Origin of the sequence: Exiguobacterium sp. KKBO11, from assembly GCF_001644945.1 — a bacterium.
Lineage (GTDB): Bacteria > Bacillota > Bacilli > Exiguobacteriales > Exiguobacteriaceae > Exiguobacterium_A > Exiguobacterium_A abrahamii.
The window spans coordinates 1-13,394 of the sequence record NZ_LUCU01000055.1; the positions used below are offsets into that span (position 1 = coordinate 1).

General features: G+C 47.3%; 13 protein-coding genes and 1 rRNA gene. 3 read left to right on the forward strand and 11 right to left on the reverse strand.

All coding sequences use genetic code 11. The features are described 5' to 3' along the window. A 16S ribosomal RNA gene (locus tag AYO36_RS14090) occupies nucleotides 1-109 on the reverse strand; the annotation flags it as partial. Between the two features lie 347 nt (nucleotides 110-456). Beyond that, on the reverse strand, nucleotides 457-1,326 hold the full coding sequence (locus AYO36_RS14095; protein ID WP_035398755.1) for a nucleotidyltransferase-like protein: 870 nt from the start codon (nucleotides 1,324-1,326) through the stop codon (nucleotides 457-459). A 114-nt stretch (nucleotides 1,327-1,440) separates the two neighbouring features. On the opposite strand from AYO36_RS14095, the gene AYO36_RS14100 reads away from it, so the two are divergent. Next, a complete protein-coding gene (locus AYO36_RS14100; RefSeq protein WP_029340912.1) occupies nucleotides 1,441-1,803 on the forward strand; it encodes a DUF2614 family zinc ribbon-containing protein in 363 nt (120 codons plus the stop codon). 14 nt (nucleotides 1,804-1,817) lie between these two features. Here AYO36_RS14100 and perR read toward each other — a convergent pair whose 3' ends face one another. Next, on the reverse strand, nucleotides 1,818-2,240 hold the full coding sequence (gene perR / locus AYO36_RS14105; RefSeq protein WP_369792039.1) for a peroxide-responsive transcriptional repressor PerR: 423 nt from the start codon (nucleotides 2,238-2,240) through the stop codon (nucleotides 1,818-1,820). A 175-nt stretch (nucleotides 2,241-2,415) separates the two neighbouring features. Here perR and AYO36_RS14110 point away from each other — a divergent pair, with 175 nt between their 5' ends. Next, nucleotides 2,416-3,714 (forward strand): glutamate-1-semialdehyde 2,1-aminomutase, encoded by a 1,299-nt coding sequence (locus AYO36_RS14110; protein WP_023467313.1) that lies wholly within the window; start codon nucleotides 2,416-2,418, stop codon nucleotides 3,712-3,714. Between the two features lie 51 nt (nucleotides 3,715-3,765). On the opposite strand, the gene AYO36_RS14115 is transcribed toward AYO36_RS14110, so the two are convergent. From AYO36_RS14115 to mutY, 4 genes are all read right to left on the reverse strand, one after another. After that, entirely contained in the window at nucleotides 3,766-5,499 is a 1,734-nt protein-coding gene (locus AYO36_RS14115) for an ABC transporter ATP-binding protein (RefSeq protein ID WP_064300881.1), read from the reverse strand. A gap of 90 nt (nucleotides 5,500-5,589) precedes the next feature. Continuing rightward, nucleotides 5,590-6,132, reverse strand: coding sequence for a nucleoside tri-diphosphate phosphatase (gene ntdP, locus AYO36_RS14120; RefSeq protein WP_023467311.1), 543 nt, complete (start codon nucleotides 6,130-6,132; stop codon nucleotides 5,590-5,592). Nucleotides 6,133-6,248: 116 nt separating this feature from the next. After that, entirely contained in the window at nucleotides 6,249-6,674 is a 426-nt protein-coding gene (locus AYO36_RS14125) for an SRPBCC family protein (RefSeq protein ID WP_064300784.1), read from the reverse strand. Next, complete coding sequence (gene mutY / locus AYO36_RS14130) at nucleotides 6,674-7,690, reverse strand: A/G-specific adenine glycosylase (RefSeq protein ID WP_064300785.1); 1,017 nt, start codon at nucleotides 7,688-7,690, stop codon at nucleotides 6,674-6,676. The genes AYO36_RS14125 and mutY overlap by 1 nt, the downstream gene beginning before the upstream one ends. 103 nt (nucleotides 7,691-7,793) lie before the next feature. Between mutY and AYO36_RS14135 the strand changes: the two genes are divergently transcribed. Further along, a complete protein-coding gene (locus tag AYO36_RS14135; protein WP_023467308.1) occupies nucleotides 7,794-8,777 on the forward strand; it encodes a metal-dependent hydrolase in 984 nt (327 codons plus the stop codon). A 46-nt stretch (nucleotides 8,778-8,823) separates the two neighbouring features. Here the strand turns inward: AYO36_RS14135 and AYO36_RS14140 are convergent, their stop codons facing one another. From AYO36_RS14140 to AYO36_RS14155, 4 genes are read right to left on the reverse strand one after another with little or no spacing between them, the layout of a single operon-like run. Further along, entirely contained in the window at nucleotides 8,824-9,096 is a 273-nt protein-coding gene (locus AYO36_RS14140; protein WP_023467307.1) for a YfhJ family protein, read from the reverse strand. Beyond that, on the reverse strand, nucleotides 9,093-9,413 hold the full coding sequence (locus tag AYO36_RS14145; protein WP_023467306.1) for a DUF1811 family protein: 321 nt from the start codon (nucleotides 9,411-9,413) through the stop codon (nucleotides 9,093-9,095). Before AYO36_RS14145 ends, AYO36_RS14140 begins: the two co-directional genes overlap by 4 nt. A 60-nt stretch (nucleotides 9,414-9,473) precedes the next feature. Next, nucleotides 9,474-11,534 (reverse strand): ABC transporter ATP-binding protein, encoded by a 2,061-nt coding sequence (locus tag AYO36_RS14150; protein WP_064300786.1) that lies wholly within the window; start codon nucleotides 11,532-11,534, stop codon nucleotides 9,474-9,476. 14 nt (nucleotides 11,535-11,548) lie between these two features. Next, nucleotides 11,549-13,276 (reverse strand): ABC transporter ATP-binding protein, encoded by a 1,728-nt coding sequence (locus AYO36_RS14155; RefSeq protein WP_064300787.1) that lies wholly within the window; start codon nucleotides 13,274-13,276, stop codon nucleotides 11,549-11,551. Between the last annotated feature and the right edge of the window lie 118 nt (nucleotides 13,277-13,394).

Consider the following 13,394-nt stretch of genomic DNA (forward strand, 5'->3'; position numbering starts at 1 on the left):
ATTCCACTGCCTTCCCTCCGAAGAGTTCCGTCAGTTTCCTGCGCTCGACTTGCATGTATTAGGCACGCCGCCAGCGTTCGTCCTGAGCCAGGATCAAACTCTCCATGAAGTGTTTGACTTGCTCGTTGTGTGACCGAAGTCACGATTGACGAAGCTTGCGCTTCATTCGTTTTTGTATTCCGTAGAATACGATTTTTGCCTCATCGTTCAGTTTTCAAAGTTCGTCGTGTCGTTTTCAGCGACTTTAATAAGATATCACGGAATAACTTAAGCGTCAATCCCTTTTTGAAATCTTTTTTCTTTCTCGTCACCGTCCAGTGCGTGTTGCCCTGTCGACACGTATTAATATACTATCTCGGTATAATACCGTCAATAGTTTTTCTAAAAAAACTTTTATAATCTTTTCCCTTCTATATATAGCAAAAAACAATCAAATGGATAAAATAAAGCCGATCGTCATACGACCGGCTCATACGTCACGAGTTCGACCCCTGCTCCTTTAGTTGTTTGATACGAAATCCTGATTAGACCTTTTCGCATGAAGAAATCAATCAGACTACTTAAATCCACTTTGACTTCTTGCAGTCGCTCTTCTTCCATCAATTCATACATCGTCCAAGGACTCGTCCGCTCACGCATGATTTCGAATAAATAGCGTCCTCCCGATAAGACCTTCGACTGCAAAAGATGCTCAAGACCAATCAAGGCGAGGTGAATACGTTGATCTAATGTCTCTTCACTCATCAACAATTGTTCATATAGTTTATAGACATCCGGATCATCCAGTCGTGCTTGTTCCCAGACGACTGTCTCGGGATGTTTTCCTTTTTCAAGGACCGATAATCGCGCGAGATGATGCAAAGCGTGGTGGACGTGTGTATAGGCATCATAATGATGTCCGCGACTGAACAAATTCCTTCCGTCTTGGAAACGACGCAGAAGTTTAGCGAATGAGATCGTCATCTGTAGACATCTTTCCTCATCAGGAAAGTTTAAGAGTTGCCGTTTTAAGTCAACTAAATAATCGTTCCGTTCGAAAACGATCGTTCCTTCTGCAATCCAGTGAATCGCACGTCGATTGGCATTTAACAAAATCCAGCGTGATAAGACATCTTCATGTACGAGGTGTAATGACACCTTTAGTGTATTCAGTCGATAATGTTTGATCGTCCACTCGACTTCTGGGTCTCTCGTGATGACGACAAGAAGTGTATCAAATTGATCCGTCAAGGAATCCCGTGGTTGCCGTTTCTCAACAGCAATGATCCCTTGTGTTTCACGATAAGCCGCGTATTCCGAATAAATCGTTCGTGTTGCTTGTTCCATGTACTTCTCACCCTTCTATACGAACTCGTCGTTACCATTTTCGACAAAAAAACAAGCTTTCCTCCTTCAGACAGTTGCACTTCTTATGCTAGACTGACAACAGGGGGAATTCACTTGAAAAAACAACGTAAAAATAAAATAAACCGCGCGCGAAACCTTGCTATGTTTCTTGTGTTCGGTGGGATGCTCGTCATGTATGGCGGTCTATTACTCAAACAATTTGAAATCATCATGGTCTTACTCATGCTTCTCGGTTTCGTCATGGTTCTTGCCAGTACGGCACTCTATTTCTTGATTGGTCTGACATCAACGAAGGCAGCTGTCGTCACTTGTCCAAACTGCGGAAAAGAAACAAAAGTCCTTGGTCGCGTCGACTTATGTATGCATTGCGATGAACCACTTACGATGGATCCGTCTCTTGAAGGAAAAGAATTTGATGAAAAATATAATAAACACAATAAACGAGCTCCCCGCTAAGGCAGCTCGTTTTTTTATTGGACATTCGATTGACAGTCCGGACAAGTTCCGTACACTTCTAATCGGTGACGATCGACTTTAAAGCCCGTTAAGTGCGCCGCAACCGTTTCGACATCATCGAGCACAGGATAGTTGAAATCAACGATCTTTCCACAGTTCTCACAGATCATGTGGTAATGGCGTGTCGTAACGAAATCGAAGCGACTTGAAGCGTCTCCGTAATTCATTTCCTCAACGATTCCCTTTTCTCGAAACACGCGTAAGTTATTATATACAGTCGCCACACTCATGTTTGGAAATCGATGTTCGAGTGCACGATAAATCTCATCCGCTGTCGGATGAGTGTGTCCCGTCGTTAAATATTCCAAAATCGCGTGACGTTGTGGTGTCATTCGAACGCCTGATTCCCGAAGTGACTTCACGGCGTCATCCAGCATTTCGTTAGCCACGTCCATCCCCTCATTTCTATCTTTCATTGATTATCAGATTGTAATCTTTATAATTAGTCTACCTACAAATAGGCATTCCGTCAACGGCTCTGCATCGGATTTGACGTCCATGATACAATCATATCGTGATATTTTTCACGAATCATCGATTGGAGGAATCCTCATGTCTACCCACACTACACGTCCTACTTCAGAGGCGTTATATGAAATCGCACAAGAGTGTATCGTTGGTGGCGTCAACAGCCCATCCCGTTCATTCAAAGCCGTCGGTGGCGGCGCACCTGTCTATATGGAACGCGGAGAAGGTGCTTACTTTTATGATGTCGATGGCAATCGCTATATCGATTACTTAGCAGCCTATGGTCCGATCATCACGGGACATGGTCATCCTCACATTACGGAAGCGATCACCCATGCTGCCCAAAATGGTCTTCTTTACGGCACACCACACCGTCTAGAAATTGACTTTGCACATAAACTACAAAAAGCGATCCCTTCGCTTGAAAAAGTACGCTTTACGAACTCGGGAACCGAAGCCGTCATGACGACGATTCGTGTCGCACGAGCGTATACGGGTCGTGAGCTCGTCGTGAAGTTCAGTGGTTGTTACCACGGTCACTCGGATCTGATGCTGATTGCAGCAGGAAGCGGACCAGCGACACTTGGTTCCCCAGATTCAGCCGGCGTCACGAAAGCGACGGCAAAAGAAGTCATTACGACACCGTTCAATGATATCGAATCGTATCGTCAAATCATGGAACAATGGGGCGATCAGGTCGCTTGTGTACTCGTCGAACCGATCGTCGGAAACTTCGGTATCGTCGAACCGCAACCTGGATTCCTTGCTGCGGTCAACGAAATCACACATGCTCACGGCGCACTCGTCATCTATGATGAAGTCATCACAGCCTTCCGTTTCACGTACGGCAGTGCACAAGAGTTACTCGATATCCGCCCCGATATGACGGCACTCGGCAAAATCATCGGTGGTGGATTACCAATCGGTGCTTATGGCGGTCGTAAAGAAATCATGGAACACGTCGCGCCACTCGGTCCAGCTTATCAAGCGGGAACGATGGCTGGTAACCCAGCATCGATGGCTGCCGGTATCGCTTGTCTTGAATTACTTGAGCAGCCTGGTGTCTATGAACAACTTGATCACCTTGGTGCCTTACTCGAACAAGGTGTACTTGAAGCAGCAAAACGCCATGACGTCACGATTACGATCAACCGTCTAAAAGGTGCCATGACGGTCTACTTCACGGACGAAACAGTCATCGATTACGATGGTGCAGAACGTGCAGATAGTGAGATGTTCGGACGTTTCTTCAAATTGATGTTGGAAGAAGGCGTCAACCTTGCTCCTTCGAAATACGAAGCGTGGTTCTTGACGACAGAACATACGGAAGCCGACATCACAGAGACGATTGCAGCAGTCGATCGTGCCTTTGCTCGACTCTAAGTCCTCCCACTAAAAAAGCAGCGTCCCTCATGAGGATCGCTGCTTTTTGTGTTATTCGACGAGTTCCAGATTTTGAATGGCATACAGTTCGAAATAAGCGCCTCGTTTTTGCATGAGGACTTCGTGTGTTCCGATTTCCGTAATTTGACCATTTTCGATGACGACGATCTTATCGGCATCGGTAATCGTTGATAAACGGTGCGCGACAGTAAACGTCGTCCGTCCTTTCGCGAGACGTGCTAACGAATCTTGAATCATCGCTTCGCTCTCTAAATCGAGCGCACTCGTTGCCTCATCCAAAATCAGAATCGGCGGGTTCTTCAAGAAGACCCGAGCGATGGCTAGACGTTGCTTTTGACCACCCGATAACTTGACGCCTCGTTCACCGACTGGCGTATGATAACCGTTTGGTAACCGTTCGATGAATTCGTGGGCATTCGCTGCTTTTGCCGCTGCGATGACTTCCTCATCCGTCGCCTCCGGATTCCCCATCTTAATGTTCATCTGAACCGACTCACTGAAGAGAATCGACTCCTGCATGACCATCCCGATCTGATCGCGAAGACCACGCAACTTCAAGTCACGAATATCAACGCCGTCAAGCGTGATCCGACCGGCAGACACATCATAGAAGCGTGGAATTAAACTGACGAGCGTCGATTTCCCACCACCTGACATCCCGACGAAAGCAATCCGTTCACCTGCCTGAACGTCAAGCGTTAAGCGATCAATTGCTAGCTCGCCGCCTTCTTCGTAAGCGAAACTGATGTTTTCGAACTGAACGTTTCCGCGGACATCTTTTGGATCGCGTGCATTCGGTTTTTCCGTGATGTCATACGGCTCATCTAAAAACTCAAACATCCGGTCCATCGAAGCGATCGACTGCGTCAACGTCGTTGAGGAGTTGACGAGACGACCGAGCGGCGCATACAAGCGATCGATATAACCAATGAACGCAACCATCGTCCCGAGTGTCACTTGTCCGTTCAAGACGAAGAACGCCGCTGTCCCGAAAATAAGGATCGGTGCGAAGTCCGTAATCGTCGAGACGACGACGTACGTCCGCGCATTCCAGTTCGTTTGACGCAGCGCCGCTTTTAAGAACCCATCATTTTGATGTTTGAACGCTTTGTTCTCGTGCGGTTCGAGTGCAAAACTACGAATTACTGCCATGCCGTTGACCCGTTCCGTCAAATGACCTTGTAGTTCCGCAAGTGCTGCCGAACGTTCCCGTGTCAATCCGCGTAAGCGACCGTAAAAGAACTTAACGGCGAGGGCGTAGAATGGTAACGGAATAATGGCGACGAGCGTCAACTTCGGATCAATCGTCCACATGATAGCGATCGCAATGAAAATCGTAATCATATCAAGCCATAAGTTCATTAATCCCGTGACGACGAAGTCTTTCGTCTGCTCGACATCATTGATGATTCGCGAGATGACTTCTCCGGTTTTCGTATTCGAATAAAAACGAAGCGATAATTTCTGAACATGATCAAACAATCGATTACGAACGTCAAATAAAATCTTCGACGCTGACCATTGCGCGAGGTATTGACGGACGTATTCAAGCGGTGGCTTGACGATCAGGAAGATGAAGACACCCGCTCCGATCAAATACGCCAATTGTTTACTTTTTTCCGCCATCGGCATCGTGTTTCCAGTTAGGATATTGTCGATGATGTACTTATACAACAACGGAAGTCCAAGTGGGATCGAGAACTTGATGATCCCGACGAAAACCGTCAGGAGAATCTGTTTTTGATACGGCTTGACGAACGCCATATAGCGGCGGATCGAACCTTGTTTCTTACGTTTTGCTTGTGTTGCCACGTGTTTCACTTCCTTCAATTAAAAAAAGACGATGGCGAACCATCATCTCCGATATCTTGTTTCATATTCACGATACCACATATCCACGAAAGCCGGGTTAAATGGACCCTTGCGACTGCGGATCCATTGAATCAGGATTTGGACATTGTCTTTCAAAATACGATCGATCGCCTTCGGATAGTTCATCTCGCGGCGATGCTTCTCATACTCGTCCTCATCGAGGATCATGTAAGACATGTCCGGATACACTTTGATATCTAAATCGTAATCAATGTACTTGACTGCTCGATCTTTCTCATCGAACGTAGAAGGTGATCCAAGATTGCAGTAATAGTAAATGCCATCCTCCCGAATCATACAAATGACATTGAACCAGAGTTCTGTTGAAAAGTAACAGATTGCAGGCTCTCGTGTTCGCCACTGACGACCATCCGATTCACTGACCATGATGCGGTCATTGAACCCAATCAATTCTTCTTCCGTCGATTTCAGCACGAGCGTTTCTTCCCAAACTCTGTGTAAGCTCCCGTTATGTTTGAAACTTTGAATCTCAATCTTGCTACTTTCTTTTGGGAATCGACTCATGTGCTACTCCTTTCTAAAGCGTTTTTCTTCCATTCTGTTATACTCTCGTGCTTATTATACCCATTTTCAGAACGCATGAAAAACGAAAGGGTATTTTTTCAGAAAAATGACGGAATTCAGGCTTGAAAGTGATTCAAAATCGCATTTTTTCGTTGTTTGAACATCGGTTTCAAGATGAATGCTTCAATGACGAAGGCTGGCAAGAAGGATGCGTACGTCACTTCATCCACGAAATAGACGCCAGATTCACGTTCTTCGACTCGGTGCACGTGGCACCATGCCCGGAATGGATACGGAACTTTTGTACCGACATCGACGAAAACATATTCTTCTACGAAAGGAATCCAAGACGTCCACGAGACAAATAGTGGAGGAACACCAACGCGCAGACGAATCGTATTTCCTGCTCGCGTCCGTGTATCACCCGACGTCTTCACTTGCGGAAATACCGTCAATCGACTTAAGGCCTTGGCGTCACTTAAAAACTCCCACGCTTGCTCCTTTGATGTATCGACACGTGTCTCAAAACGAAAAGTATGCATTAGATCTCCCCCTTTAATAGTCGATCAATCTTCATTTGCGCGACAGATACCGGATGTGTCGCATACGTTTCCTGATCAACCAGTATTGTCTGGTCCGGCTGTTCCGTCACGCGATAGACGGCAATTTCCCAAATCCGGTGTGAGAAGATATGTCGGACGTGACCGACAAGCGTCCCATTACGATCTTCTTCTGCTTCTCGAAGTGGGTATTGCCACATACCTGCGAGCAAACCCGTTTCTGCTCGTTGTTCAATTGCGATTTTTCCGTTCGTTTCATAGACGAGAGCATCATACGGAATAATTTGCGTCTTCCCTTTCTTCGTCTTCACAGGTAGTTCTTCCTGTGCATTTCGATCATATGCGAAACAAACGTCTTGAACAGGACAGAGTCCACACATCGGAGACTTTGGCGTACAGACCATCGCACCGAGTTCCATCAAGCCTTGATTGAAACTTGACGGATCAGCCGGATCAATCAATTGATGAACTGCTGCTTCAAACAATTTCCGCGTCTTCGGCGCAGCAATGTCTTCATAAATCCCAAGTACACGCGAGAGGACGCGCATCACGTTTCCGTCTACTGCCGGTTCTGCTTGCCCATAAGCAATCGATAGAACCGCTCCTGTCGTATACGGACCAACGCCCTTCAGCTGACTGAACAATTCCTTTTCGTCCGGAACGATTCCATCATATTTTTCAACAACTTCCTGAACCGCGATTTGAAGATTCTTGACACGGGAATAGTACCCTAAGCCCTCCCAGTGCTTCAGGACTTCACTTTGATCCGCTTCTGCTAAGTCATGCGGTGTCGGAAAACGTTTCGTGAAGCGCTCATAATACGGGATGACTGTATCGACGCGCGTTTGTTGAAGCATGATCTCACTAATCCAGATATGATATGGGTTTTTGGTTCTTCGCCACGGGAGATCCCGCTGTTCACGAAGGAACCAGGTAATCAGTTCTGTGGTAAATTGTGTTTTATTAAAGTTTGTGAAATATTCTTGAACGACAGTCAAAAGGTTACCTCTTTTCTCTTGGATACGATATATTTATTAAAAATTACTCGGCAGAACCTCGATGGATTCACCATCACGATTTTATAGAAGGAGCGAATTCGCATTGGATACTGGTACGCATATCGGCATGGGACTTTGTCTCGCCGCCATCTCGACGCTACACCCTGACGTCGCAGCGAGCACGACGATGTTTGCTGCCGTGACGACGACGGCGCTCGTCGGTTCACACGCACCGGACTTCGATACTGTCTTTAAGTTTAAAGGAAACAGCGCCTACTTGCGTCAACACCGCGGAAAATCGCACGGGTTGATCGCTTTGCTCGCCTGGCCGTTATTACTTTCAATCGTCATCGGCACGTTATTCGGTGTACCTCCGACTTCATTATGGCTGATGGCGCAGATCGCTGTCGCTCTTCATGTCTTCGTCGATCTGTTTAACGCTTACGGAACACAAGCCTTACACCCGTTCAAAAAATCCTGGATCGGTTGGGGTGTCATCAATACATTTGATCCATATCTGTTCACAATGTATTATGCCGCGTTCGGGATTTGGCTACTAACGAGAGCGACGATCGTCATCTTCCCGATTTTAATCGCCATCGTCATTATCTACTACGCTGTTCAATTCAAGTTACGAAACGATGCCCTCGCGACCGCAGCCCGCTATTATCGCGGCGCGCATAAACTGTTCATCTCCCCTGGCATGAAATGGGATGAGTGGCATGTCGCGGCACGTTTACGCGATGAGTATTCCGTCGTTAAGATTAACAGTGGAACCGTCGTCGAATGCGGAAACTTCCGGATCAAGGACGAACCACACGGTGACGCCTTGTACGAAATCGTCAAACAAAACGCGGACTTGCAAGCGTTTCTTGAGTTTTCGAAGATTCATACGTATACGGTCTCACGAAAGGATGGCATTGTCGAATACCGCTTCACCAACCTGCGTTACTTCACGAAGGAAGTATATCCATTCGTTGCCGTCGTCAGAATCGACGCTGCCACACAAGAGATCGTCAGCTCCTATACCGGCTGGGTGTTCAGCGAACGGACCTTGCAGAAAAAACTGTTCATCCCTGCATTATAAAGACAAAGCTCCGCGCAACGGAAATCCCGATGTGCGGAGCTTTTTTTCATTCGACGTTTCGACCTGTCATCAAATGTTTGAATTTTTCGTTCGTCGTATTAAATCGGTGTAACATTGCCCCGTGCTGTTTGATCTGTTGCTCGACGAAATGAACCGCGACGGCTTCACCTTGATATTTCTCACCTGCGCGCGCGAGTGTCGCTTCGAAATCTTCCCACAGCACTTCGACCCACGTCAGTGCTTCTTCCGGGGTTAATACTTCATTCACTTGCAATAATTCTTCAGCCAGTTGCTGAAGGGCTTGTTCTCGATTCGTCATGTCTGTTCTCCCTCTCCTGTGAATAACGCGAGCGGAATCGCGACTTCCTGAGCGGTTCCTTCAAAATGTCCCCAGCCCATGACGCCATTGACGAAGTGTAACTCAAATCGTGCCTCTTCTCCTTCGATTCGGTAAAAGGCTCCCCGTTCGAATCGTGCCGGATCGATCAAATAACTTTTCGCAATGGCGATTTTTCGCGTCACGACTTCCACTTCACTGACGTTCCCGTGTTGCTCCGCTTTTCGTTTTTGTTCACTTAATTTCGTGATCAACATCTCAAGCTCGTATTTCGATAATTGACTCATCCGTGTCTCCATTACAAAAACTCCCCCTCTTCGTTTTTCAGTATAAACGAAAAGGAGGAGAAACTGGATGGATTAGCTTGATTTCAATTCAAGATTCCGTTTACTTTGTAACGCATACATTTTCGCATAAATCCCGGACGTTGCAAGGAGCACATCATGGGATCCTCGCTCGACGATCCGACCATGATCGAGAACAAGAATCTCATCCGCATCCTTGATCGTCGACAAGCGGTGGGCGATGATGAACGTCGTCCGCCCTTTCGTTAACGTCAGCAAAGCATCCTGAATGACCGCTTCCGTTTCCGAGTCAACGCTCGCTGTCGCTTCGTCAAGAACTAGGATCGCAGGGTCGAACGCTAGCGCACGGGCAAAACTGATCAACTGCCGTTCCCCCGCTGATAACGTGGCACCTTTTTCGATGACTGGTTCATCGAGCCCGTTCGGTAAACGATCAATGAACCGATCCGCACCGACAGCTTCAATCGCTTGTCGTACTCGTTCTTCGGAAATATCAGGATTGCCGAGTGTGATGTTCGAGCGAATCGTTCCTGTGAAGAGGAACGGATCCTGTAGGACGATCCCCATATGCTCACGGACCGCTTGTTTCGGTAAAGTCGTCACGTCCTGTCCGTCAATCAACAACTGTCCTTTTGACGGATCATAGAAACGCATCAGCAAGTTCATGATCGAACTTTTCCCACTGCCCGTGTGTCCGACGAGGGCAATCGTCGCGCCAGGACGAGCATCGATTTGAATCTCACGTAATACGGGATTTCCCGCTTCATAACTAAATTCGACGTCCTTGAAGGACACCGCCCCTTTAAACCGAGCAACACGACCTTGTTCGACCGGCTCTCCCTTTTCGTCGAGCAACTGGAACATTCGGTCCGCTGACACGAGTGCTTGTTGTAGCGGTGACAGCTGATTCATGATTTGGGTGACCGGTTCGAATAAACGGGACACGTAATCGATATACGCATATAAGATCCCGAGCGATAAAAACGAGCCGTTCGTCAGACTTTTCCCACCGACGACCCAAATCAACAAGGCGAGCGTCAAGTTTTTCAAAAAGTAGGATAAGTTGTGGGACATCAGGGCATCAAGTCGTAACAACTTTGCCCGTGTCTGATAGTTCTCTTCGTTCTTTTGTTCGAATTCGGCAAGAACTTCCTTCTCACGTGCATAAGCCTGAATGATCGGCATCGTCTGGATGTTCTCATTCAGTTGACCATTCATGTCGGCAACGAGGGATCGGACCTTGAAGTTGTTTTTCGTCGCGAGTTTCTGGAACAGCTGAATCCAGAAATAGACGATTGGAATGATGATCAGCGAGACTAGTCCTAAGCGATAATCGAGGAAGAACATCGCGACCAGAATCCCCGCCATCGTGATGATCCCCGAGAAGACCCGGGCGAGCACACCGAGATATAGATCGCGAATCGTTTCCGTATCATTCGTGACTCGACTGACGATTTTCCCGATCGGTGTCTGGTCGAAATAACGAACCGGTAACCGTTGCAGATGCGTAAAGACATCAAGACGCATCCGTTTAATGATTTTATGAGCAGATCGCTGGAGCAAGATTTGCTGAATCCAGTTCAAACCAGCTGCTACCAGCAGCAAAAGGACATAGATCAAGGACAACCAGCCGATTGCTTTTAAGTCTTTTGAATAAAAATCATAGACCTGTCCTTGTGTCAGTTTTTGAATATTATCATACGTGTAGACGTCGTCTCCACGCGTGACCGTCATCGTATTTCCACTGATTTTCCGCTCTCCTCCACTGACGACTTGTTTCGGTACGAAAAAGTAGCCGTTGGTCGTTTGGACGATCGAGACGGATTGAACGATCTGACTTTTAGAGACGTCTTGTGCTTTGGCGAACTGACGGCCGTCATACGTGACCGCACCGTCCGATTTAACTTCGACCCAGTCCTTCTCAATTGCCACGATATGTTCATCAATGATGACTTTGGCGATATACGGACCTGTCAATTCCGCTCCGACTGCCAGTACGAGTAAAAATAATCCTAAAAAGATCGCTTGTTTCTCATGCATCGCATAGCGGATCAACGAACGGATCGTCGTCTTCCGACGTGCCGGATCGAGTTGGTATAATTCTAATTCATTCATGCAGAGGCACCTCCTTACATCTCTTCACTTTGTCGCTCGAATTGTTGAGCGTACCAGCCATTTTGTGCCATCAGGCTGTCATGTGTTCCTCGTTCAGAAATCATTCCATCTTGCAAGACGATGATTTCGTCCGCATGTGCCACTGCCGACAAACGATGGGCAACAATTAATGTCGTGGATTGGTGACGATTCGATCGAATCGAATCAATGATATGTGATTCCGTTTTCGCGTCTACCGCTGATAGTGAATCATCAAGCAACAGCAACTCTGGTTTTTTTAACATCGCCCGCGCGATCGAGAGACGTTGCTTTTGTCCTCCTGATAACGTGACGCCACGTTCACCGACCATCGTCTCAAGTCCTTGTTCCAGCGTTTCGATATCTTTTTCAAACGATGCGAGACGAATCGCTTCCTGCAATTCTTCTTCTGTCGCTTCACCTGCACCAAACAGAATGTTATCCCGAACAGATTTTGAGAATAGTAAATGTTCTTGTGACACATAACCCGTCCAACCGCGAACCGTCTCTAGCGCAATATCTTCATACGGTACGCCGTTGACCGTCAGCATATCCCGTCCGATTGGATACTCACGTAAGAATTGACGCAAGAACGTCGTTTTCCCGGATCCCGTTGGTCCGACGATACCGATCGTTGATCCTTGTTCGATCGTAATATTCAAATCTCGCAAGACCGGATGGGCTGTCTCTGGATACGTGAACGTCAAATCGTTCATCTCGATCCGCTCGGGATGTTCGACGTGTTCCCGCGGTGTCGAAGCAATCAACGGTTTGACTCGCATCGTTGCTTCTAAGCGGTCAAGACTCGCTGTCCCACGCTGGATGACATTGATTAATTCACCAAAGGCATACATCGGCCAGATCAGCATCCCGAGATAGATGTTAAAGGCGACCAATTGTCCGAGCGTGATGTCGTTCGTAAAGACGAGATATGTCCCGAACGATAAGCCGATCAAGTAACTGAAACCGACGAGCAGCTTGATGATCGGTTCAAACAAGACATCGATTTTTGCGACGTGCATGTTTTTCTCAAAGACATCCGTCGTGACATCGTCGAAGCGTTTAACATCGACTGGTTCTTGTACGAACGAGCGGATGACACGCAGTCCAGAAATCGACTCGACGACCTGGTCATTCATCGTTCCGAATGAATCCTGGGCAGTGATGAAGCGTCCGTGAATTTGACTTCCGAGCTTATTCATCGCGTAGGCGAGAAGTGGCATCGGTAACAAGGCAGCGAGCGTCAGCTTCCAATCGATCGCCACCCCCATGACGACGAGGGTGATCGCTGTCATGTTCAACGAGTCGACGAGCGTCAAGACACCAAATCCAGCTGTCCGCTCGACCGCCTTCAAGTCGTTCGTCGCGAGCGCCATCAAGTCTCCCGTCCGATTCTTTTGGTAGAACGTCGGCGTCAGTTTCAATAAGTGCGTAAAGAAGCGACTCCGAAGTGTCCGTTCTAATAAAAATGCCGTTCCGAATAATTTCGCTAACCACAGATACGTCAAGATGAAGGAAACGATGGAAATGACTGTTAATCCGATGACGTATTGCAAGAGCGTCGCCTGGTCCATCGATCCCGACCGCAATCCGTCGATGACCTTACCGATTAGCCATGGCGGCGTTAAATCGATGAAGCCGGTGATGATCAATAAGACGACTGCTACGAGATACGATGATTTGTGTTCTTTTAGAAACCAACTCAATTGCCGAAATAAACGCATGAGGGTCCCCCCTTTACTGTGAAATGAAGTACTTTTTCCGAGCACGCAAAAAGGCATACGGATTTCCGGATGCAGTCCGAGAATCAGTATGCCTTGAAATGGGCATGATGCATTCTTG